The sequence below is a fragment of the Mycobacterium pseudoshottsii JCM 15466 genome, assembly GCF_003584745.1.
Taxonomy (GTDB): Bacteria; Actinomycetota; Actinomycetes; order Mycobacteriales; family Mycobacteriaceae; genus Mycobacterium; species Mycobacterium marinum.
This window is the reverse complement of record NZ_AP018410.1, coordinates 3,135,734-3,156,976: the sequence shown is the minus strand read 5'-3', so window position 1 is coordinate 3,156,976 and position 21,243 is coordinate 3,135,734. Positions and strand designations below refer to the sequence as shown.

The window sequence follows — 21,243 nt, the reverse complement described above, 5'->3', positions numbered from 1 at the left end:
CGTTGGCCGGGTTTGACACCCGAATCCGGTGCTCGAGCGGCCGTCAACCTGGGGTGCCTGCGGCTACATCCACAGGCGTCCGATTGCATCGGCCAGGCTTTCGGGATCTTGTCCTTCCGTGTTGCAGCTGACGGCCACCGAAGTACGCCGGTCGCTGCTGATCCGGAATTCAGTGACAAATCCGGCCCAGCTGCCGTCGTGGTCGAGGGTGCCGTTGGCACGGGAGAAGATGCCGGCGCCATACCGGTCGCCGCTGCCGGGTTCGGTTTCCACGGCACCGGCAAGTTGCTCGTCAAGCAGCTTCTGGCCGCCCACTTTGCCGGTTCGGTAGTTGTCGGCCCAGAGCACGAGTTGGCTGGGCGTGGTCTGGATAGCGCCATCGCCGACCTGCTCCCAACCTGAGTGGAGCACCGGGAACTGCGGTGGGTTGCCGGTGTCGCCCTCGCCGTAGGAGACCGCCTCATCGGGATCTGCCGAGATCGGATCCACGACCATGGCCAGATCCAGCGGGCGGAATATCTCGATGCTCAGGAAGTCAGGTAGCGATTTGCCGGAGACCAGCCGCACGATCTCGGCGAGCAGCAGATAGTTGGAGTTCGAGTACCCGAAGCGGGTACCGGGCTTGAATTCCAGCTCAGGTGCCCCTTGTATCGCGGCCAAGGCTTGAGCTTGGGTTGTCCGGTCACTCATTTGGTACCCCTGGGCCTCGAGCAAGCCGGTGTAGTCGGGGATGCCGCTGGTGTGGTGCATCAGTTGCGCGACGGTGACGGCGGACGACCAGTCCGGAAGGTCGGGAACATAGTGGGCCAACGGGTCATCGAGCGTCAGCCTGCCCTCGTTGACCAGGAGCAGCACCGCGGTGGCGGTGAACTGCTTGGAAACCGAGCCGATGTCGAACACGGTGTCCTTGGTGACCTTCTTGTTGGTAGCCAGGTCCGCAATCCCGAGGACACCGGTCCACATGACAACGCCCTCAACGCCTACTGCGGCCGAGCAGCCCGGTTCATCGGGATTGACGGCGCCGTCGAGCACCCGCTGGCTGCGGGTCTTGAGATCGGAATTGTCCGTAGTAGGCGGCGGGGTGACGGCGGGGGGCGGGCCGCCGCAGGCGCCGAGCATCACCGCAATCACCAGAAGTGGTGCCCACTTGCTTCGCCATCCGCGCCGATGCGTCGAGGAAACCGGATTCCACCGAACCAAGCCCACCTGGTCGGGTGCAGACGACGCCTGAGCCTCAGCCTCATCACGCGCGATCACCGTTGTCGAATCCCCTTCACCACATAAAGACTCGCACACGCCCGCGTGCTGCCCGTAAACCTCGTCGGATCGGACGGTCCAGCGGATAAGCGAGTCGCACAACCAGGAATCTCTCCCCCGGCTGCGCCAGCGATTGAATGCGCTAGCGAGTGGAGGTCGGCGGCGCCACGACTCAGCCAGCGTCATCGACGGACGGCCAGGCGGCCAGCGGCCGGCTCGCGGGTTCAATCACAGCGCCGAATTTTCGGGTGCGACTCGCGTATTTATCAGGCGTCCGACCGCAACAATCGGCGGACCACCGAGCGATTCGGATCGCGTTCGCGTTCGGCGAGCATCAGCTCGATACCCTCCTCGATCGCAGCCGCCGCACGCTCGCGCACCTTGCGCGCGGCGCTATCGTCGGCTTCCCGGCCGGCGAACTCCGTGGTGTCGATCGGCTCGCCGAACCAGTAGTACTGCCGCTCGGGCCGGGGCACCGGAGTCAGCCCGACGCCGCGGACCAGAGGCGGCCCTTCGCGCATGCCGAGCAGCTTGTCGGCCAGGAACTGGGTCGGTGCCATCAGCGGTGAATCTGTATCGAGCACGATGTCGATGCCGTGCTCAGCCCCGACCGAAGCGAACGGCACGATGGGATATGCGTGTTGGATCGCTAAGCGTGCGAACCCCAGTCGGTTCTTCCACGCCAACTTGTAGCGCTCGTTCTTGCGCTTGTTGACCTCCCGGCCGCCACCGGGGAACACCATGATCAGCTCGCCGCGCTGCATCAGCTCCGAGGTGATCTCTCTGGTTCCTTCGACGACGCCCATCCGCATCAGGGCCTCGCGCCACCCCGGAATTCTGAAGTCGCGTGATCTCCGAGGGAGCGGACCAGCCGGCCCCGCTCCCACAGCTCCGCGGCGAGCAACGGGGCATCGACCATGCCGAGTGTGTTGTGGTTGCCGACGAGCAACGCATGCTCGGTTGGCACATTCTCGATGCCATATACCTTGGGCTTGATCAGTTTTCGCAGCGGCTTGATGATCCGCAACGCCGCGTCGACGTCGGCTTGTGACGGCGGGGGCGGAACAGCGGGGGCTTCGACGTTCGACACAAGCTGAGTATGCCCTCGAGATTTGGGCAAGGGGGCCATTTTGCCTGGTCGGCGTTGGGCCGGACGGATCAGCGTCGGGCGTGCCGGTAGGGTACGCGGCAGCACCGTTGCAGGCATTCGTGAGATCGGGAGTGGGTATGTCGGGTCGCAAGTTCTCCTTCGAAGTCACCAAGACCAGTAGCGCGCCTGCCGCGACGCTGTTCCGGCTCGCGACGGACGGCGCCAACTGGGCTAACTGGGCCAAGCCAATCGTCATGCAGTCGAGCTGGGCGCGGCAAGGTGACCCGGCACCGGGCGGTGTCGGGGCGATTCGCAAGGTAGGCATGTGGCCCATGCTCGTGCAGGAGGAGACCGTCGAGTACGAGCAGGACCGCCGCCACGTTTACAAGATGGTTGGGTCTTCGACTCCGGCCAAGGACTATCACGGCGAAGTGGTCTTCACCCCGAACGCATCCGGCGGCACCGACATCCGCTGGAGCGGCTCTTTTTCCGAGGGAGTTCGCGGAACGGGGCCGGTGATGCGTGCGGCGTTGGGCAACGCGGTCAAGTTCTTTGCAGGTCGACTCGTCAAGGCGGCCGAGCGGGAGGCCTCCAGCACCGGCTAGCGCTTGCCCTAATCGGTGAGTGCTGAGCTTCAGCTGCAACGGCTTTCGGCCCCAGCGGCTACTTGCCGTCGAGTTCTTGCTGATATTTCTTGGTCATGTGGTCGATGGCCTGCAGCTGCGTCTGGGCCAGACCTTCCCGCACTTCGCCGGCACGCACGGCAGCGTCGAGGGTGGGCTGGGCTTGTCCCTGAAAGTGCGGCATCACTTCGGCGGCGAACAGCTCGGCGGAACGTCTGGTCGCCGCGGGATTTGCCCATTCGTGGCCCATCTGCAGCATGCAGCCGAATCCGCCAGATTGATCCCACAGTCGCTGGACCTGTGCCCGCGCCCGCTCCGGGGTACCGATCACACCGGCGCCGTTCTCGTTGATGATGTCGATCATCTCGTCAAGTTGTTCTCCAGGCATGGTCATCTGGGGGAACGCGGCAACTTTTTGGAAATATCGGAACCAAGGCTCGATGCCGAATTTCACGTCGGCACGGGCTTGCGCATCGGTCTCGGCGATGTGAAACGGCCCGACCAGGGTCCAGTTCTTGCGGTCGGCGTGGGTGCCGAACGCCGCGGCGCGCTCTTCGACGATGCCCCAGTGATAGGCCAGCGCATCGAAGCCCTCGATCGTCAGCGTCGCTCCGATCGACAGCAGGCCGATGCCATGCCTGCCGGCCAGCCGCGCACCGGTCGGCGACGCGACGGCGGCGACCGCCAGTGGGATCCCCCCTTCCGAGAAGGGCGCAAGCTGTAATCTCGCGTCGAACAGTTGATGTGTTGCGGTCTTGGCGGTCACGGTTTGCCCAGCCAACAGCCGGACGACGATGTCGAGGTTGGTTTCCAGCAGCTCGCGGGTGTCGGTGGGGGTAAGCCCGATCATCGCTGAATCGGTGGGCAGTGAACCTGGTCCCATGCCTCCGATCACCCGACCGTGAGTGAGATGATCGAGCAGCATCAGCCGGTCAGCGACCCAGAGCGGGTTGTGATAGGCCAGCGATATGACCCCCGTGCCAAGGCGGATCCGCTTGGTCCGTTCGGCGGCGGCGGCGATGAAGACCTCCGGTGAACTGATGATCTCGCTGCCGGCCGAGTGATGTTCCCCGATCCAGGCCTCATCAAACCCGAGGGCATCCAGATGTTCGACGAACTCCAGATCGCGTTGCAGGGCCAGCGTTGGATTGGTGCCGGCACGGTGGAACGGGGCGATGAAATATCCGAACCTGAGCTTGGCCATGTCGAGGCTCCCTTGCGATCGGCCTTGACCGAACCATAACGCGGACCGACCGTCGCCGGAACGCATCAACTAACGCGCCTGGGCCACCATGGCCGGGGCGAACGTCGCCGCAAAGTTCAAGAAAGTCTCAGTGACGTCTCGCGATCACGGGTAGCTGCCGCAGATGTTGCCGATGCAGCCGCCGCCACCGCCCGGCCCGCCGCCGCCCCCACCCACGCCGGGAATGGTGCCGCCGCCACCGCCTGGTCCACCGCCGCCGGTGGGCCCACCCGGGATGCTGCCGCCTCCCCCACCCGGACCGCCGCTGCCGGTGGGACCACCGGGCACGCCGCCGCCCCCGCCCTCTGGGCCTCCAGTGCCGGACGGACCGCCCGGCGCCGGTGACGACTCTGTCGTAGGTGAGTTGGATGGGCTGGATGGGACTGTTGTTGTGGGTGTCGTGGTCGGCGTTGTGCTACTTGGCGCCTTGTTTTCGCCGCCACCGCAGGCCACCGCCAGAACAAGCATGGCGCCGCCGCCAAAAACTGCGAATGTCGTCCTGGCTTGGGATCTCATGTCACTCTCCGCTCTCGTCGCCACTGTTGGTCGGGCCTTGTTTGGTCGGGCCTTGCTGCAACCATTCGTTCCCATACCCGATCGGCTGTGGATGGAAACGAAGCATCCTGACGGTCGCTGCGGTCGTCGCATGCCCGTTGGCACCAAGCCAGCTTCCGTCATACCGCCTCCCGCCGCCGCAGTTGCCCGTTATCGGCGCCATCGTAGAAGTCTGCGCGGCGTCGCTGGGGGCTGTGGCCGCACTGGGTCTGAGCACCGAGACGCCTGCAATCACGTCTGTGGACCGGGTCCGCGGTTTGCTGCCATGGCGACCATGGGGTGATTCGCCGTTAGTTGCGCTGTCGCCGGACGAGCCTAGCTGCATTGTTCTGCATTGTTGAGATTTTCCGGACGCTGATGGCGCAAATTGCGGATTTGCGGCAGCTGAATTTAACGCATACTCGGCGAGGAAGTTCCGCGCGAAAGCGGCTTGGATCCGCTACCGAATTCCCTTGCACCTCCCCCCACTTCGGGAGGTCAACGCCTGATTCGGGCTTGACATCGAGACCGCTGGATCTGTCCTGAACGGCCCGTGTAAAGAAATTTGGCAATAGCCCGGATATGGAATCACGATCAGATAACAACATGATCTCGTTATGATAAATATGTCAAAGTCTCTACCGGTTATGCGCGTAGTTTGTCCGCTACGAGGTCAGGGCTCCGGCGTTGTTGATTAGCAGGCTTGTGAGCTGGGGAATTGTGGATTGAGGAGGTCTAGGCGGCGGTTGGCGGTCAAAGCGGTGATCCGGCAGGCTTCGGCGATGTTGTCGGCGCCGTTGAGGCGGTGCAGATTGATCGCGGTGTTGCGTAGCGTTGCTAGGACCTGTGCGCCGTTTCCGGTATGTGCCCTTTGACGGTCTTCGTCGAAGGTGACGTCGCGTATCCAGTGCAGGCTGTTCTCGATTCCCCAGTGTTGACGCATCCAGGTCATGATCGCGGTAGGGCGGGCGTGCTCGAACGGCAGGCTGCAGATGGCATAGACCACCTCCACGCTGCGCTGGTCGGTGGCGGTGATCAAGCGTTCACGAGTGATCCGGATGATTTGTTTTGCGTAGGGGAAGCCGATTCCTCGTGCAGCGGTGATGATTTGCGGGGTGCGGGTCTCGACACGGCCGTGGCCGCGGGAGTCGTCGGTAGCGGCTGTGGGCACCTCGGCCCAGGGCAGCGCGGTGATACGCGCAAGTATTTTGGCTTGGTTGGACTTGACGATCATCAGGTAGTGCGACTTCAAGGTGGCGCAGATCAACTTCGCGGTGACGACCTGGGTATGCATCGCATCCACGGTGACCAGCCACCGCAAGCTACCCGGCAGCAGCGTGAGCAGGGCGCGTACGCAGGGAATTTCATTGCTTTTCTCGGCGACAGCGAGTTGACCGAGCACCAATCGGGCACGGTGGGCGAACACCGACACGAGATGCGTGGCTGTCGCTTTGGCGCGTAAAGCACCACGCAGCATCTTGCCGTCCAACGCGATCGGCACCAATCCACTGGGGTCGCTGCTGGCCACGTGTGCAGTGAAGTAACTGCCCATCCTGGCGTTGAGGTCGGCGGGGTCTAGCCGAGACAAAACAGCGCGGAAGGTCTTCTCACTGGGCCGCCGGAACCGGACCCCTAATTGGGCCAACACATCATCGGGGGCGGTGGCCGCCCATGTGGCAAAACCAGCATAGCCGCGCATCCCCGCGGCAGTGGCCAGAACCGCGATCGCCAACAAAGCCATCAGCGAATACCTCCGACCGCGTGGGTCCCTCGGGTCTGGCACCGAGGCCAACACATCGAGAAACTCCGATCCGATGAGCTCGCTGCGCTCACCAGGACTCCAGCGGTCGAACACCTCTGGAACCGACGACACAGGCAATACTGAAACGGTAGGCACGGGCAACTCCAGACCAACGACGAACAGTAACCAACTCGATCGTTCTCCAGATAGCCCGTGCCTACACTCCGGCCCCAATAGCGCGGCACCAAAGATCATCAACCCAGCTCACAAGCCTGCTAATCAACAACGCCGGAGCCCTGAGCGGCAACTTTGGATCGGGAAACTTTGGTAGTTCAAATATCGGAGCCTCGAACCTCGGGAGCAATAATTTTGGATTCGGAAATCTGGGAAACTTCAATAATGGATTCTCCAATATTGGAAGTGGAAATTTCGGGTTTGGCAATAATGGCAACAACAACATCGGTATCGGGCTCAACGAAAATAATCAGGTCGGCATCGGCCTACTGAATTCCGGCACCGGCAACGTCGGTCTGTTCAACTCGGGCGATGGAAACATCGGTTTCTTCAATTCTGGTAGCGGCAATTTTGGGATTGGCAATACCGGTAACTTCGGCACGGGAATATTCAACTCGGGCAATGGCAGTACCAGCCTCTTCAATGCCGGTTCATTTAACACCGGTGTCCTGAACGTGGGTGATGGAAATACGGGAATCTTGAACACCGGCAGCTACAACATGGGGGGTTTCAATCCAGGCTCGTCCAACACGGGTTCATTTAACATCGGGGGCGCGAACACTGGTTGGTTGAATTCCGGCAGCATCAACACCGGAATTCTCAACTCGGGAGACATGAACAACGGCCTGTTCAACACGGGAGACATGAATAACGGCATCTTTTTCCGCGGCGTCGGTCAGGGCCGCCTGTACTTCGGAATCGGACTGCCCGAGCTAACGTTGCCGCCTCTTGACGTTCCGGGGATCACGGTTCCGGGCTTCAATCTGCCTGCCCTAACACTGCCCTCGATGTCGCTACCTGCCATTACGACGCCGGCGAATATCACGGTGGGTGCGTTTGATCTGCCGGGGTTGACGCTGCCGCCGTTGACGATTCCGGCGGCGACGACGCCGGCGAATATTACGGTGGGTGCGTTTAACTTGCCGGGATTGGCGATCCCATCGTTGACAATTCCATCGATATCGATACCTGCGGGTACCGCAATTGGTAGTTTTGATCTGCCGGGGATCACCACTCAGTCGATATTCGTCAACAACATCACTACGGGTTCGTTTACCACGCCTACGATAGTAACGCCCACAATAGCTGGGCCCGTTGTCACAATTCCGGGCTTCCATCTCGATTTCAAAGCGCTCATTCCCAACAACATAATTGCTTTGCAAACAGGTATCGCGGGCCAGTATCCGGCCATTGGTAATTTTTATGGGATGGAGGGGGTCTATCTCGAGACCGGAACGCTTACACTCGGGCCCATTGGCCTCAGCGGATTCACCATCAGTCCAATCTCTATCTCCGGCTTCAGCCTGCCCAACTTCACCATCCCGGGTATCAACGTTCCGCCCATTCACCTCGCCGATTTCACATTGCCGGCGATTACCACTCCCGAGTTCACGACTCCCCCGTTGAGCATCGATCCCATTGCGCTTGATGGCTTCACGCTTCCGCAGATCAGTACTCCGCAGATTACGACTGAGCCGTTCACCATCGATCCGATTGCGGTTGGTGGGTTCACGCTTCCGCAGATCAGTACTCCGCAGATTACGACTGAGCCGTTCACCATCGATCCGATTGCGGTTGGTGGGTTCACCCTCCCGCAGATCAACATTCCGCCCACGACAACAGGGGAACTCACCATCCCGCCGATAGGCCTGGCGTCTTTCACCACGCCTGCGCTCGCCATCCCGAGCATTCACGTGCCGGCCGGTACGTTGGCGCAAGTTTCGATCCCCGCCGGTTCAGGTTTCCTCAACTCGAGCACTGCGCCGTCATCGGGCTTCTTCAATGCCGGAGCGGGCGGCAGTTCTGGGTTTGGCAACAACGGATCAGGGCTGTCGGGCTGGTTCAACACAAACGCCACCGGACTGATTGGTGGCTCGGGCTACCAAAACTACGGCAGCGTGTTCTCGGGCTTCTCCAACCTGGGCACCGGTGTTTCGGGCTTCGCCAACACCGGCACGTTGCCGTTAGCGATGACCAGTCTGGTGTCGGGCTTCGCCAATGTCGGCGGCAGCCTGTCGGGCTTGTTCTTCCAGAGCGTCACCCCGTAGCCGTCGTAGCTCCTGCCGGATGGCACGGTCAATCCATCGTGCCATCCGGTTGACTGGAACCTCGCTGGGTGAACTCCCGAGCGGCAGATGTACGCCTAGTCGCCCTTGGTGATCAACTGTCGCAGCGCCACCCGGTCCGCCGTCAGCAACTCCTCGATGCGCGGGCGGTTGACCTCCGCGACAATGATCTCGCCCACGTCCTGGTTGACCTCGCTGAAGATCCCATGCGACTTCATCTTTGAGGTCTGATACTGGTTGTCTTCGGTAGGCGTGACGTAGTAGACCGCGTCAGCCTTGAACCGGTGGACCAGCCAGAGGTGGATCAAGGTCATCAGCCGCTTCTGGCGAAGCTTGTGAGCGAACGTGTTCTGGTCACGCACGGTGAGAATGCTGCGGCCGTGGCGGTCCTTGATGGGATCGAACACGACGTTGGCCAACTGTTCGTCGTCGTTGCCGTAGATTCCCAGTTCCAGCACGTCGGAGCCGGCGCGGCGAGGCCGCAGCTGAACGCGCAGCTTTTCGCCCAGCTGGTAGTGATCGCTCCACAGCGCCAGCCACTCCTCCAGCAGCTTCTTGGGCACCTCGGTCTGCACGAGATGTTGGTGCTGTGTGGAGCCCTTGCCCATCGCCTTGGTAGTCGCCGTGCGTCCGGACGAGGCTTGCAGCGCAGCATCGCTGCGCGGGCCGCCGACCAGGGTCTGTGGTGTGCGATAAGGGGACTCGACGAGGCGCATCTTGCGCTGCAGCCGAGCCAGCGCCAGCATGCCGTCCTGTCGCAACGCCGTTGCGAATTCTTCGGAGGCAACACCATCGATCTGATGCCCACCGTAGGTGATGAAGTTGAAGACGAAGCCCATCTTGCCCAGCTCTTCGGGGAAGCGCTTCATCTCCTCGTCGGTCATGCCGGTGGTATCCCAGTTGAACGACGGCGAGAGGTTGTAGGCCAACATCTGGTCCGGGAACTCGGCATGGATCGCCTCGGCGAACTGCCGCGCGTCGGCGAGGTCGGCCGTCTTGGTCTCCATCCAGAGGATGTCGGCAAATGGTGCCGCCGCAAGCGACTTGGCGATTGCATACGGTATGCCGCCCCGGATTTGGTAGTAGCCTTCTGGCGTTTTTGCCAACTCGCAGTCCCAGCCGGGGTCGACGCCCATTTCCTTCGCCTTTTGCCGAGCCGCATAAAGCGATGCGCGCGCGGCGAAAGTCCGCCATTCTTCGGGGCTCATCGGCACCGGATCGCCTTCGCTTTGACCGAACGCGAGCACCTCGGCCACGGCCTCTGCATAGGTCATCAGGCCGGCGTCGTCCTCCCACGCGGCCACGAACCGGGATTCGACTTGGTCGAAAAGGTCGTCGATGGTCTGCATCCCGTCTTCGCGCCAGGAGTTAACGGCGTCGGAGATCAGGCCCATGATGCCGGAACGCTCGAGCCAGCCGTTGGCGGCGGCGTACTCGGCATCGGCGAGAGCGTAGAGCAGGTGACCGTTGAGTTCCTTGACGTCCAGTTCGTAGAAGCGCCGGAGCATGGCCAGGAAGCAGGACTTGTAGGAGGGGATATCGAGTTTGGTGGCGCCCAGCAGGAAAGGCTGGTCGCGTTCGTCGGCGCGGCTGTCGATCAGATTGGCTGCTTCGGCATCGGTGCGCGCGACGATGATGCCCGGGACTCGCATCACGTCGAGCTGGAAACGAGCGGCGTTGAGACGCTTGATCTGTTCGTCGGACGGCACCAGAACCTTGCCGCCTTGGTGGCCGCACTTCTTGGTGCCCGGGCGCTGGTCCTCGATGTGGTAGCCAGGCACTCCAACCTCGACGAAGCGGCGGATGAGGTTGCGCACGTGTGGATCACCGCCGTGGCCGGTGTCGGCGTCGGCGATGATGAAGGGCCGAAAATCGTAGGCCGTGGTGGTGACGCGCTGCTGGTCGGTCATCTGCAGGCGCAGGTACTCCTGATTACGGTCGGCGGTAAGCAGGGCGCGTACCAGTACCGCCGCATCGTCGGGCACCTGACTCAGCGGGTAGCTGGCCAGGTCGGGTCCGGGATCCTCGGTCGTGGAACCCTTGGCCGAGGTCGCCCATCCGCCTAGGTAGATCGCCTCGATGCCCATGCGCTTCATGCTCACGGCCTGGCCCGGCGAGTACGGGCCGAAGGTGGTTACGCTCTTCTTCTCGGCGTAGAGCTCGCGTAGGCGCTGGTAGAAGGCGCCCGCGGCGGTTCGTGCGACGGTGTAGTCGTTCGGAATCGTGCCGCGCTGCTCTACGACTTGTCGCGCCGTATAGAGGCGAACAATCCCGGCAAAACGGGAACTGTCGAAGTATCGCTGTGTGTCGGCGACTTCTTGCTCGAACGGTGTGCGGACCTCAGTGTCCGTTTCGGCGATAGCCATGGGCTTGCGCTCCTTTGTGCGCCCGGTTACCTCAACGGACCGAGTGTATCTCCGTAGCACGCGACAAAATCATCGGCTAAGCGAGTCTCTGAAATCGCTCGCAGCCGGGCGGGCGGCGCCGGTATCGTTTTTCTGTGAAAACGCAATTGCGGTTCGAACGGTGGTTCCTGCCCCTTTCGGTGCCGCTGGGCCTGGGACCCAAAAGCTGCGCGGTTCGGGTCGAGGCAGGCAACCTGCACGTGCGGATGGGTTGGGCGTTCGCCGCCGACATTCCCGTAACGTCGATCAAGAGTGCCGCGCTCACCAATGCCAGGGTGTTCGCGGCGGGGGTCCACTATTCTGGCGGCCGGTGGTTGGTCAACGGGTCCGGAAAGGGCCTGGTGGCACTGACGATCGAGCCGCCGGCGCAAGCCAAGGCGGTGTTCATGTCGGTGCGGGTGCGCTCCTTGTGGATCAGTGTCACCGATCCGGATGCGCTCATTGCCGCATGCGCTACTCCCTAGCTGCGCTCAGCGCAGGCCGGGGTGCGCCCGCTGCTTCAGCCAATCTCGCTGCCCGCGGATGAAGTCGGCGTCAACGACGCTGCCGTGACCGGGGACGTAAATGGCGTCGGGTCCGCCGATCGCCAGTAGACGCTCGAGTGTTGCGGGCCATGCCGCGACGTCAGAATCGGCGTCGATGGCGGGGTCGGCGGACTCCTCGACAAGGTCACCGGTGAAGACGACGACCGGTCCGGTCTGAGCAGCCGGCGCGGTCGCCACGACCACCAGGTCTGAGCTGGTGTGGCCACGGCCGAGATGGGTGATCCGCACGCGGCGGTCGCCGAGGTGGAGGTCGGCGTCCAAGATCGGGTGCCGAGGCGGTCGCAAGGCTGCGATTGCGGTATCGATCTCCCCAGCATCGGCGCCGTGGTGCAGCGCGTCCTCGCGCAGCTGGTGGCCAGCCGAGGAGAGGTATTCGGCGACTTCGGGCGCGCAGCATATTTCGGCGCCGACAAAAGCCGAGGAGCCCAGCACGTGGTCGAAATGCTTGTGTGTCAACGCGATGTGTGCCACACGGCGGTCGGTGAGTTGCCGGATGTCGGCCTGAATTGCGGCCGCTTCGCGCAGCGTTGAACCGGAGTCGACGAGCAGTGCGTCGTCGCGGCCGATCACCAAACCGACTGTGACGTCGCAGAACGGCAGCCGACAGCGATAGACGCTGCCGGGCAGCTGTTCCCAGTCGTAGTTCACAGCTAGCAACGTAGGCCGTCGCGGGCGTGCGCGGGCCGATTGCGGCATGCGTCTTGCCGGTCGGTCTGGCTGGGAGTCGACGATTGCAGCGCCGGGCGCCAACTTACTACGGGCGATGCGCGGCGGAGTACGGCTGTGTTATGACGGAAAAGTGTTCGAGGACGCGAGTGCCGAGCAGGCCCGGGCGATCCTGGCGGCCGCGCATTGTGTCACCCAGCAGACCATCGATCCCGCCGATCCCCGCTCCGGCCGCGGCGAGGGAGTCGTCGTCGCCGCGGGCCGGTTGTTGTTTCGCCCCGCCGTGGAGATAGAGCCGAGTGGATTGGGGCGCATCGAGCCGCAGGAACTGGCTCGCGCGGTGGGGCCGGATCGTGATCTGGCCGAACACGCCGCGGCGCTGATCGCCTGCGCCTCGCTCTCCGATGGCCGGATCGATCCTGGGCGGCTGCGCAAGGTGGTCGAGTACGCCCACACGACGCATGTTCGGGCGGGCTGGGTGCGAGACGTGCTCCAGGTGGCTCGTGGGCATCTCGCCTGGGCGATGGCGGACATGACGCGACGCAACAGGTCGACCTTCCCCGGCTGGGCAAGCCCAGACGACACGCTCACCGAGATGATGCCCTACCGGGCGCAGACCGATGAGGACAAGAGGCTGGCCGCTCGGTTCCTGGCCTTGGAAGGATTGCCCAAAGGAACTTTCGGGCACCAGTTTTGGGCTCACTTCCGGCGGCACGGTTTCGGATTTCCCGGTGAAACGGAAGCGTTCACGGGATTGTTTGCTGTTCCTCATGACGGTCTACATGTGCTGTCCGGTTACAGCACCTCGATTCAGGGTGAACTGCTGGTGAGTACCTTCACCGGTGCAATGCACCGCCGCGATGCGCTGCGCGCGCATATCTTGCCGGTGATCTTCGAGTGGCACGTGGGCCACGAGGTCAACGGTATCGGCGCGCGCCGAGGAGCGCTGGACCCGGTCAAGTTCTTGGTCAGCTGGCAGCGCGGGGATTCGATGACCGCCGATGTGCTGGCGCCGAATTGGGACTTCTGGTCGGTCGTGGATGCCGAACTCGACGAACTACGAGTCAGGTACGCCATTGCTCCGTTGCTGCCGGCCGACGCCGCGGCGGGTGACGAGGTCATCGTGGCGGATAAGGCGGACCCCTACGCGAACTAGCCGAGCATTATGTCGGAAAAAGTTGACATGTCGGAAATCTCCGACATATATTCGTCGGGTGTGTACCCCGGAACGCATTTGCGACCGCATCTTCGTCGCGCTGGCTAGTCCGGTGCGGCGCAAGCTACTTGAGATTCTGACCGGGCAGCCGCTATCGGCAGGTGAACTCAGCGACCGGTTCGAGCTGAGTCGCCCTGCCATCGCAGAACACCTCAAGGTGCTGCGCGAAGCCGGGCTGGTCAGTGACGAGGCGCAGGGGCGCCGGCGCATCTACCGGCTGACCGCCGAACCGCTGGCCGAGCTGGGTGAGTGGCTGCATCCATTCGAGAAGCTCTGGCGAGAAAAGTTGTACGCACTTGCCGAAGCGGCCGAGGAGCAGCAGTGAGCCCGACGATTTGCGTGGACCAGTTCGTGGCTGCGCCCCCGGAGAAAGTGTGGCGGCTGCTGACCGAACCCGATCTGCTGCGGCGCTGGTGGGCCGAGGGCGAGGTGGCCGCGGTGGTTGGGCACCAGTTCGAACTCGACATGCCGGGTTTTGGAAAGCAACCGTGCAAAGTGCTCGAGGTGGACCCGCCGCGCCGCTTCGTCTACACCTTCACCGCCGCCTGGACGCTCGCCTGGACCTTGGAGCCCGAAGGCGCTGGCACCCGGGTGTTCTTGGAGCACAGTGGCTTTGATCGCAACGATAAGCGTATGGCCGATGCGTTCCTGCGCATGGGGCCTGGCTGGCGCGATGTGGTTCTCCCCCGCCTGGCGGCGGCCGTCACGGCGACTGCCGATGGGGCCGAGAAAGCAGCCATCGGCGAGTAATTCCGCAAGCTGCGGTTCGATGAGTCCTGATATGGAGGAACAATGCGTGCTGTCGTAATCACGAAACATGGTGACCCGTCGGTCCTGCAGGTGCAGCAGTGGCCCGACCCGCCGCCGCCCGGCCCGGGTCAGCTGCGGATCGCGGTTCGCGCGGCGGGGGTGAACTTCGCTGACCACCTCGCCCGCGTGGGTCTCTACCCGGATGCACCGAAGCTTCCGGCGGTGGTTGGCTACGAAGTCGCCGGGACTGTCGAGGCGGTGGGCGCCGGCGTCGACGAAAGCCGGATCGGCGAAAGAGTTTTGGCTGGGACACGGTTCGGCGGCTATTCCGAGATAGTGAACGTCACGGCGACCGACTCGGTGGTGCTCCCCGAAGGATTGAGCTTTGAACAGGGGGCCGCGGTCCCGGTGAACTACGCAACCGCGTGGGCGGCTCTGCACGGGTACGGGTCGTTGCGGGCCGGAGAGCGTGTGCTGGTGCACGCCGCGGCCGGTGGTGTTGGCATCGCGGCTGTTCAATTCGCCAAGGCGGCGGGTGCTCAGGTGCACGGAACCGCATCTCCTGGGAAGCATCAGCGGCTTGCCGAATTGGGAGTCGATCGGGCCATCGACTACCGCCGGGACGGCTGGTGGAAGGGCCTGGACTCCTATGACCTCGTGCTCGACGCGCTCGGGGGCACCTCCCTGCGCCGATCGTATGAGCTGCTGCGGCCGGGAGGCAGGCTGGTCGGCTACGGGGTTTCCAACATGCAGGAGGGCGAGAAGCGCTCGCTGCGCCGGGTGGCCCCACATGCGCTATCGATGCTGCGCGGCTTCAACCTGATGAAGCAGCTCGAGGAGTCCAAAACCGTGATCGGTCTCAACATGCTGCGATTGTGGGACGACCGTGGCACGCTCGAGCCTTGGATCGCGCCCCTGAGTGAGGCGCTCGGTCAAGGTACCGCTGCGCCGATCGTTCACGCGGCGATACCGTTCGCCGAAGCGCCTGAAGCGCACCGCATTCTGGCGGCCCGGGAGAACATCGGCAAGGTTGTGCTGGTGCCATGAGCGTTCGGCGCGCATCGGTACACGTATAGCCAGTCGCCAATGCTGTTGTGCTATCCCGATGTTTGCCGTGTGGCCACATCCTCGAGCACCTGATAGGCAGCGTTGTAGCCCGGTATGAAGGTGATGCCCGGGCCGCCATGGCATCCAGCGCCGCCGAGGTAGAGGCCGTCGATGGGAATCGGAAAGTCGAGAAATCCCCTGGGGCCGGGGCGGTTAGGCCCCATCAGATCCGGATGCAACAACCCGTGGCAGAAGTCACCCGAGGGGGCCCCGAACATTGTTTGCATGTGATACGGCGCGAACGTGATGTAGCGGATCACAATGTCTTTGAAGTTGGGGGCGAATCGGGTGATCTTGTCGATAACGCGTTGGGCCATAATGCGTTTCAGATGACCATGTTGGTCGCGGTCGACCTCCACCGGAAACGCGTACGCATAAGCGCTGGCGGCGTGCTTGCCCGGCGGTGCGAGGCCGCTGTCGTGGACCGAGGGAATCTGCATCCCCATCGAGGGATTCTCCGGCACGATGCCTCGCCGGCAGGTTTCCCATTGCTGTTGCTGTTCCTCGGGCGTTCCGAAGATGCCGACCGACTGCTGCATTCCCGGCTCATTCAACAGCTCATAGGGTGGTGCGAATTCGGGTAGCGCGTCGAGGGCGAAGTGGATCTGTACGAAGGAGGCCCGATGGTCGCGCCCGGCCAACCGTGCCAGCAGATCTGCCGGGACGTGTTCCGGCCTGACGAGCTTGGCTAGGGTCACGTCCGGTGCCAGGTTGGACACCACGACCGGCGTGCCGATCACCGAGCCGTCGGGCAGTCGCACACCAGACACCGCCCCACGGTCAACGACGATCTCCACTACTTTCGAGCGGAATCGGATCTCGCCGCCGGCCGATGCGAAACGCTCCCGCAGATGATCGGTCAGGGCACCGATGCCGCCCCTGAGCTTGGTCATCATCGCGGTGCTGTCGTCGGGCACTGCAAGGGCAAACGCCAGGCAGGCGGCACTGCCAGGAGTAAATGGTCCACGGTAGGTGGAATTGACGGCCAGAAGCGCCAACATTCCGCGCATCACCGCATGTTTTTCCTTGTCCGGCAGGAATCGGTCAATCACGTCCATCGCGGAGCCGAATAGCATTTCGTGAATAGCCCTGCGCTCGGCCTGGTTGGTGGCGCAGGCATACATCTCGTCGAGGGTCCGGGGCGGCGTGCGCACCTCGAAGCGGCCGAGTGCCCGGGCCGGCCCCTGACTCCAGCCGATCAGCTCGGCCATGCCGGTGACAGTCGCCGAGCCGTGCTTTTCGCCTAGGTGTGAGATCAGTTGCAGCGGATCGCGATAGAAGATCATCGCCTCTTCGCCGGATTCGCCGATGTTGGTCGACATCACCTCGGGTGCCACGGTGGGCAAGGTGTCCAGCCCAAGCTCTTTGCTGATTTGGCTGGCCGTCGGAAATTGCACCGATCCTGCGATCTCGAAGTGGAAGCCGTCGATCAGTTCAACCGTTGCGGCCATTCCTCCGGCGTATGTGTTGGCTTCCATGCATAGGGTGCGAAGTCCCGCGCGTTGCAGAACCGCGGCGGCGGTCAACCCGTTGTGCCCAGCTCCCACCACGATCGCGTCATAGTCCGTCACGGCTATTTCCTCCCGAGTAGGCAATGCGCACGTCCCAGGTTATGTCAGTACTGACATATTTTGAAGATGTCAGCCCTGACATCTTTTGCGCCGCTGAGATAGCATCGGCGCGAGATGACCGTGCCCACCAACCGTCACGAACTGCGTCGACGATCCACCCACGAAGCGCTGCGGCGGGCTGCATTAAAGAGCTTTGCGCGTAAGGGATTTGCTCAGGTGACGGTGACCGAGCTGGCACGAGAGGCCGGTGTTACCGAACGGACGTTCTTCCGGCATTTTCCGACCAAAGAAGCGGTGCTGTTCCAGGACTATGAGAACCAGCTGGAGTGGCTCGCGCGGGCGCTTGCCCAACGCCCGGTGTCCGAGCCGCTCTTTGATGCGGTCTTGGCCAGTGTCGCCGCCTTTCCGCATGATCTGGAAGTGGTGCGCCAGGCCGCAACCGCTCGAAGCGAGTTGACCAGCGCGGATCGGATCGCTAGCCATCTGCGGGTGGTGCAGTCGTCGTTCGCGCAGGTGCTGACCGCGTTCGTCAGAGACCGGTATGCGGATGTGGCCAATGTCGACCTTGTTGCGGAGGTCGCCGGCGCGACGATTGCAGCGGCTCTTGTGGTGGCGGTGGAAAATTGGGGCCGCTACGGGTGTGCCGAAGACCTCGGCGAACTGGTGGCCGCGAGCCTGGATCTGGTGCGGTCCGGTTTGGCGCCGCTGTCCTAGCGGCGGTGAAGGTGTCCGGTATTGTCAACGGCGCTGCGTTGCGCCAGTCGCGGCTTCTGGTCTACGGCGCCTTGGGGCATGGCAGGCCAGGGCAACCGAAATTCGTAGGCGGGCAGGACAAGTCCAGTATTTCTGAAGTGTGAGTGTTACGCCAGGGATCGGCCATGGCGGGGCTGCCCTTGATGTGCGTGATGCATTGGAGGCGCATTGTTGTGAGCCTGCGGGTTCGTGCAGGGGTGGCGAGCGCCGGTACGGCCGCTACCGCGCTGGCCGATTACGGTGTCGCGGGGTTGGGTCGGATCGGTGAGCCTGGCTGTTGCGGAGGTAGTCGGGCATGACATCGCCGCTCTGGATGGCTTCGCCGCCTGAGGTGCATTCGTCGTTGCCGAGCACTGGACCGGGGCCCGGAGGAATCCTGGTGGCCGCCGCCGGGTGGCTATCGCTGGGTGCGCTTTTCGAGGCAACAGCGGCAGAGGTCGATCATCAAATTTGCGAAGCGATACGCCTCTGGCAGGGCCGTGCTGCCGATGATTATGTAGCAGCGCACACCCCTTACGTGGTGTGGCTCGACCACGCCGCAATCGTCTGTCAGCGGGCTGGTGCTGCGCTCCAGATGATGGTGGCGGCATATGGCGATGCCTTAGCCGAGATGCCCACGATGGCGGAATTGCAGGAAAATCATGCTGTACACGGGGTGCTGGTCGCGACGAATTTCTTTGGCCTAAACGGGGTTCCCATAGCTGTGAACGAGGCGGACTATGTGCGGATGTGGATCCAGGCCGCCGGCGTGATGGGCGTTTATGAATCCTGCACGAGTGCGGCGCTACTCGAGGTGCCGCCGACCTGCCCATCCCCGGTGTTGGTCAATCCCGGCGTCGAGGGGGTTGGCAATGCCACCAGTTGGTCCGGCTTCGCCGACAGCGACGAATTCTCCGTCTCTTCCTTCAACGACGGCGTTCTTGGGCTGGACGTTGCGGGGGAACTATGCGAGTTTGACCCGTTCGACGGCCTTGATCTTGACGGTTGCCAGTTGGTCAGCGTCTCCACGACTCAGGGATTCGGCGCAGCTATGGATGTGACCGCAGCACCGGGCTCGCCGCTTTCGGGAGCGGCGTTAGCTCCCACCGGCCACATCTGCGCTGGGGTGCCGTTGGCGACCAGCACGCCGTTGGGGGTCACCCGTCACGTTGGCGACCTTCAGATGATGGCAGCACGAGACAACTCCGATCGCGCTGTGGTGGACGCACCCCACGAAATACTCGTCAGTGATTCTCGCGGGGGCACAGCCCAGTCGGGGCGTCAGGTTCGGTGCGTCCCGGAGTGGGATCGGCCTCCGTGGTGCAGGCAGCGTCCGATGGGAGGCCGGTGTCGGAGCTGGCAGGCGGCCGTGGTGCAGGAACGGTGGGCTTCGCGGGGGTCTCCGCCACCGGCACCAAGGTGCGGCCCGCGGGTTTGTCGGCGACCGGTGGTGGTGAATTCGGCAGTGGTGCCGGCGTGCCCGTCTTGCCGGCTACCTGGCCGCTGCAGGTTGTCGGCTCCACTAGCGGTAGCGGGGTCTCGCCGCCGGCCCTGTGAGAGCACACCACCGACAACTACCGACGACCCAGAGCGCAACAGCTGGCAGCCCTTCCCGCCGGCCAGCGCGGGGGCCATGGCTTCCCGTTCGTGGCCGCCGACCGGGATCCGATGCGCTTCGGGGTATGCCGCCGTCCTCGGCCACTATCAGATATGAGATCGCAAACCCTGCTCGGTGAGCATCGACTCGTCGACGGCTATGCGGCGTATGTCTTCGTCGACCCCGAGGCTGTCAAACATCACAAAATTGACGTGCTGTCAAGTGAATTATTAGCGCTATTCGGGCGGGCGTGCCATGACTCGCCGCTGCGATTGCTGGTTACAGCGAGGTAATTCCGTCTCTCCATATCGTGCTACATCACCGCAGGCTAACGTGCCATATGGGCGAATGCGTGTTCGGCGCTTATGCGAACTCCCCGCAGCAAAAATTCATCGCATCATGAAATGTAGATTCTAGAATGTAGTTTTGAATTCAAAATGAGCTTCATTTGTTAAACGTGTGCGAAAATTCCGCCATTTTGTGCTCACATTTCTCTGGTCGATGTCAGGATTGCCTACGTGGCCAGCTGCGCGAGGCCACGCCGAACGCAGGACCAGAGAGGAGCCATCATTTTCACGCTAAAAGCAACTCGCTCCAAGGGGTCTGCGCGGGTGTCCGCCGCGGCGACGTCTCCCCTACTTCGACCGGAATCGGCGCCTGCACCGCCGCCGCCGCCGTCTTTACCGCAGTCTGCCGAAGCCGGAAATCATCGGATCGTGAGATGTGAACGAGTTCCGTCGAGATCGCTGTCTTACGACCAACGTTCGGCGCTGCTGGACCGTCTTTATTCTGTCTACAGCGAGACCATGTACGGGCACACGCGCGAACAATTCGAAGAGCACCTGTTCAGCGCTGGCGAGCTCACGTTTGCGCTTTATTACGGCACTTTTGGCGAGTTGGCCGGGTTCGCCATTAACGGTGTTCAATGCGTCACTCATGGGAAAAGTCGGATGGCGGCGTTTTCCGGCGGTGGCTTCTTCCGGCCCGGGTATAACGGATGCGGCGTGGTCGCCATGTTTTTCGGACTGCGTCAGGCGCTGCGCTTCAAACTCCGCCAGCCGGGCACCGCTTTAGGGTACCTCGCTCGCACCTCCTCACCGGTTGCCTACTGCCTGTTCACCCGGACCATGCCGCGGGTATATCCGTGTCGCACCTGCGCGACGCCGGCTGAGGTCGACAACTTGGTGCGGAGCATTGGCGAGGGCCGACACTACGTTCGGACCAACGCGGATTCCTGGGTGGTGCGCTCGGACGGGATTCCGCGCGACGCGTCTCGCATGAGCAAGCTCGACGATCACCCGGACGTGAGGTTCTACAGCCGAATCAATCCGCGATTCTGCGAGGGTGATGCTCTGTTGGTCTGGATACCGCTCAATGCCGCCAACATCTTCGGCGGGTTGTATCGCCAGGTAAGGCTGCGCGTCTTCCGATGGTCGCAGTAGTTCGCAACGGCTGGACACGCGAGGGCGCCCGCCAGGTGCTACTCGCGGTAGGTGCCGGTGTGTTGTATGGCAGCTGGGCGGCGTTTGCCAATCAGGCGGGCGGCGCCGCGGTGGCGCTGCGCGCGGCTTTGACACAGATGCTGTTGAGTATGGCCGCGACCCTGATGTTGGAGCTGGTGCTGGAGCGGCTATTTCGCTTGGGGCGCACTCCCAGACGCGGCTTTTGGCTGTCGTGGCTGGGGTCGTCGATGCTGGCCGCGACCGCATTGGTGACGGGGCACGTCCTGGTAGGTACGCCGCACGTTGCCACCACGATCGCGCCGTCACTGATGGTCGGCACCGCATTCTGCTATCTATATGCGTGCGGGATGCTCGCGCGCCGCGGACGCGGGCACCCGAGTCTGGCGGCGTAGATACCAGCAGT

At 63.0% G+C, this 21,243-nt stretch carries 16 protein-coding genes and 3 pseudogenes; 11 read left to right on the top strand and 8 right to left on the bottom strand.

All coding sequences use genetic code 11. The annotated features are described in order from the left end of the window. Nucleotides 1–63 precede the first annotated feature (63 nt). Both MPSD_RS14290 and MPSD_RS14285 read right to left on the bottom strand, forming a co-directional pair. On the bottom strand, nt 64–1,257 hold the full coding sequence (locus tag MPSD_RS14290; RefSeq protein WP_020787388.1) for a serine hydrolase domain-containing protein: 1,194 nt from the start codon (nt 1,255–1,257) through the stop codon (nt 64–66). A gap of 266 nt (nt 1,258–1,523) precedes the next feature. Beyond that, nucleotides 1,524–2,347, bottom strand: a pseudogene (locus MPSD_RS14285) (lysophospholipid acyltransferase family protein). 137 nt (nt 2,348–2,484) lie between these two features. Here MPSD_RS14285 and MPSD_RS14280 point away from each other — a divergent pair. Beyond that, on the top strand, nt 2,485–2,952 hold the full coding sequence (locus MPSD_RS14280; protein WP_011740825.1) for an SRPBCC family protein: 468 nt from the start codon (nt 2,485–2,487) through the stop codon (nt 2,950–2,952). A gap of 58 nt (nt 2,953–3,010) precedes the next feature. Here MPSD_RS14280 and MPSD_RS14275 read toward each other — a convergent pair whose 3' ends face one another. The 3 genes from MPSD_RS14275 to MPSD_RS14265 form a co-directional block, all read right to left on the bottom strand. Beyond that, nucleotides 3,011–4,174 (bottom strand): LLM class flavin-dependent oxidoreductase, encoded by a 1,164-nt coding sequence (locus MPSD_RS14275; RefSeq protein ID WP_020725345.1) that lies wholly within the window; start codon nt 4,172–4,174, stop codon nt 3,011–3,013. 144 nt (nt 4,175–4,318) lie between these two features. Then, a complete protein-coding gene (locus MPSD_RS28575; protein ID WP_036426568.1) occupies nt 4,319–4,729 on the bottom strand; it encodes a hypothetical protein in 411 nt (136 codons plus the stop codon). A 712-nt stretch (nt 4,730–5,441) separates the two neighbouring features. After that, nucleotides 5,442–6,644: an ISAs1-like element IS2404/ISMul1 family transposase gene (locus MPSD_RS14265; RefSeq protein WP_420811919.1), complete on the bottom strand. Its 1,203-nt coding sequence runs from the start codon at nt 6,642–6,644 to the stop codon at nt 5,442–5,444. A 122-nt stretch (nt 6,645–6,766) separates the two neighbouring features. Between MPSD_RS14265 and MPSD_RS14255 the strand changes: the two are divergent. Beyond that, nucleotides 6,767–8,770: pseudogene (locus MPSD_RS14255) on the top strand (PPE family protein); the annotation flags it as partial. Nucleotides 8,771–8,865: 95 nt separating this feature from the next. Here MPSD_RS14255 and aceA read toward each other — a convergent pair. After that, nucleotides 8,866–11,154 carry an isocitrate lyase ICL2 gene (gene aceA, locus MPSD_RS14250; protein ID WP_020787393.1) on the bottom strand — a complete coding sequence of 763 codons (2,289 nt, stop codon included), beginning with the start codon at nt 11,152–11,154 and terminating at the stop codon, nt 8,866–8,868. 134 nt (nt 11,155–11,288) lie between these two features. Between aceA and MPSD_RS14245 the strand changes: the two genes are divergently transcribed. Further along, on the top strand, nt 11,289–11,657 hold the full coding sequence (locus tag MPSD_RS14245; protein WP_086085633.1) for a hypothetical protein: 369 nt from the start codon (nt 11,289–11,291) through the stop codon (nt 11,655–11,657). Nucleotides 11,658–11,663: 6 nt separating this feature from the next. Here MPSD_RS14245 and MPSD_RS14240 read toward each other — a convergent pair whose 3' ends face one another. Further along, nucleotides 11,664–12,386 (bottom strand): MBL fold metallo-hydrolase, encoded by a 723-nt coding sequence (locus MPSD_RS14240; protein ID WP_020787394.1) that lies wholly within the window; start codon nt 12,384–12,386, stop codon nt 11,664–11,666. A gap of 115 nt (nt 12,387–12,501) precedes the next feature. On the opposite strand from MPSD_RS14240, the gene MPSD_RS14235 reads away from it, so the two are divergent. From MPSD_RS14235 to MPSD_RS14220, 4 genes are read left to right on the top strand one after another with little or no spacing between them, the layout of a single operon-like run. Further along, entirely contained in the window at nt 12,502–13,560 is a 1,059-nt protein-coding gene (locus MPSD_RS14235; protein ID WP_232022516.1) for a hypothetical protein, read from the top strand. Between the two features lie 58 nt (nt 13,561–13,618). Further along, the gene (locus MPSD_RS14230) at nt 13,619–13,945 is read left to right on the top strand and encodes an ArsR/SmtB family transcription factor (protein WP_036426574.1); all 327 of its coding nucleotides are present in this window, start codon (nt 13,619–13,621) and stop codon (nt 13,943–13,945) included. Further along, nucleotides 13,942–14,370, top strand: coding sequence for an SRPBCC family protein (locus MPSD_RS14225; protein WP_011740819.1), 429 nt, complete (start codon nt 13,942–13,944; stop codon nt 14,368–14,370). Before MPSD_RS14230 ends, MPSD_RS14225 begins: the two co-directional genes overlap by 4 nt. A 42-nt stretch (nt 14,371–14,412) precedes the next feature. Next, nucleotides 14,413–15,417, top strand: coding sequence for a zinc-binding dehydrogenase (locus tag MPSD_RS14220; RefSeq protein WP_020787397.1), 1,005 nt, complete (start codon nt 14,413–14,415; stop codon nt 15,415–15,417). Between the two features lie 50 nt (nt 15,418–15,467). On the opposite strand, the gene MPSD_RS14215 is transcribed toward MPSD_RS14220, so the two are convergent. After that, the gene (locus tag MPSD_RS14215) at nt 15,468–17,048 is read right to left on the bottom strand and encodes a phytoene desaturase family protein (protein ID WP_020787398.1); all 1,581 of its coding nucleotides are present in this window, start codon (nt 17,046–17,048) and stop codon (nt 15,468–15,470) included. Between the two features lie 114 nt (nt 17,049–17,162). Here MPSD_RS14215 and MPSD_RS14210 point away from each other — a divergent pair, with 114 nt between their 5' ends. From MPSD_RS14210 to MPSD_RS14190, 4 genes and pseudogenes are all read left to right on the top strand, one after another. Then, a complete protein-coding gene (locus tag MPSD_RS14210; protein ID WP_086085631.1) occupies nt 17,163–17,762 on the top strand; it encodes a TetR/AcrR family transcriptional regulator in 600 nt (199 codons plus the stop codon). A gap of 334 nt (nt 17,763–18,096) precedes the next feature. Then, nucleotides 18,097–19,337, top strand: a pseudogene (locus tag MPSD_RS30850) (PPE family protein). Between the two features lie 651 nt (nt 19,338–19,988). Next, the gene (locus tag MPSD_RS14195; RefSeq protein ID WP_232022513.1) at nt 19,989–20,819 is read left to right on the top strand and encodes a hypothetical protein; all 831 of its coding nucleotides are present in this window, start codon (nt 19,989–19,991) and stop codon (nt 20,817–20,819) included. Continuing rightward, complete coding sequence (locus MPSD_RS14190) at nt 20,807–21,232, top strand: hypothetical protein (RefSeq protein WP_015355568.1); 426 nt, start codon at nt 20,807–20,809, stop codon at nt 21,230–21,232. The genes MPSD_RS14195 and MPSD_RS14190 overlap by 13 nt, the downstream gene beginning before the upstream one ends. Nucleotides 21,233–21,243: the final 11 nt, after the last annotated feature.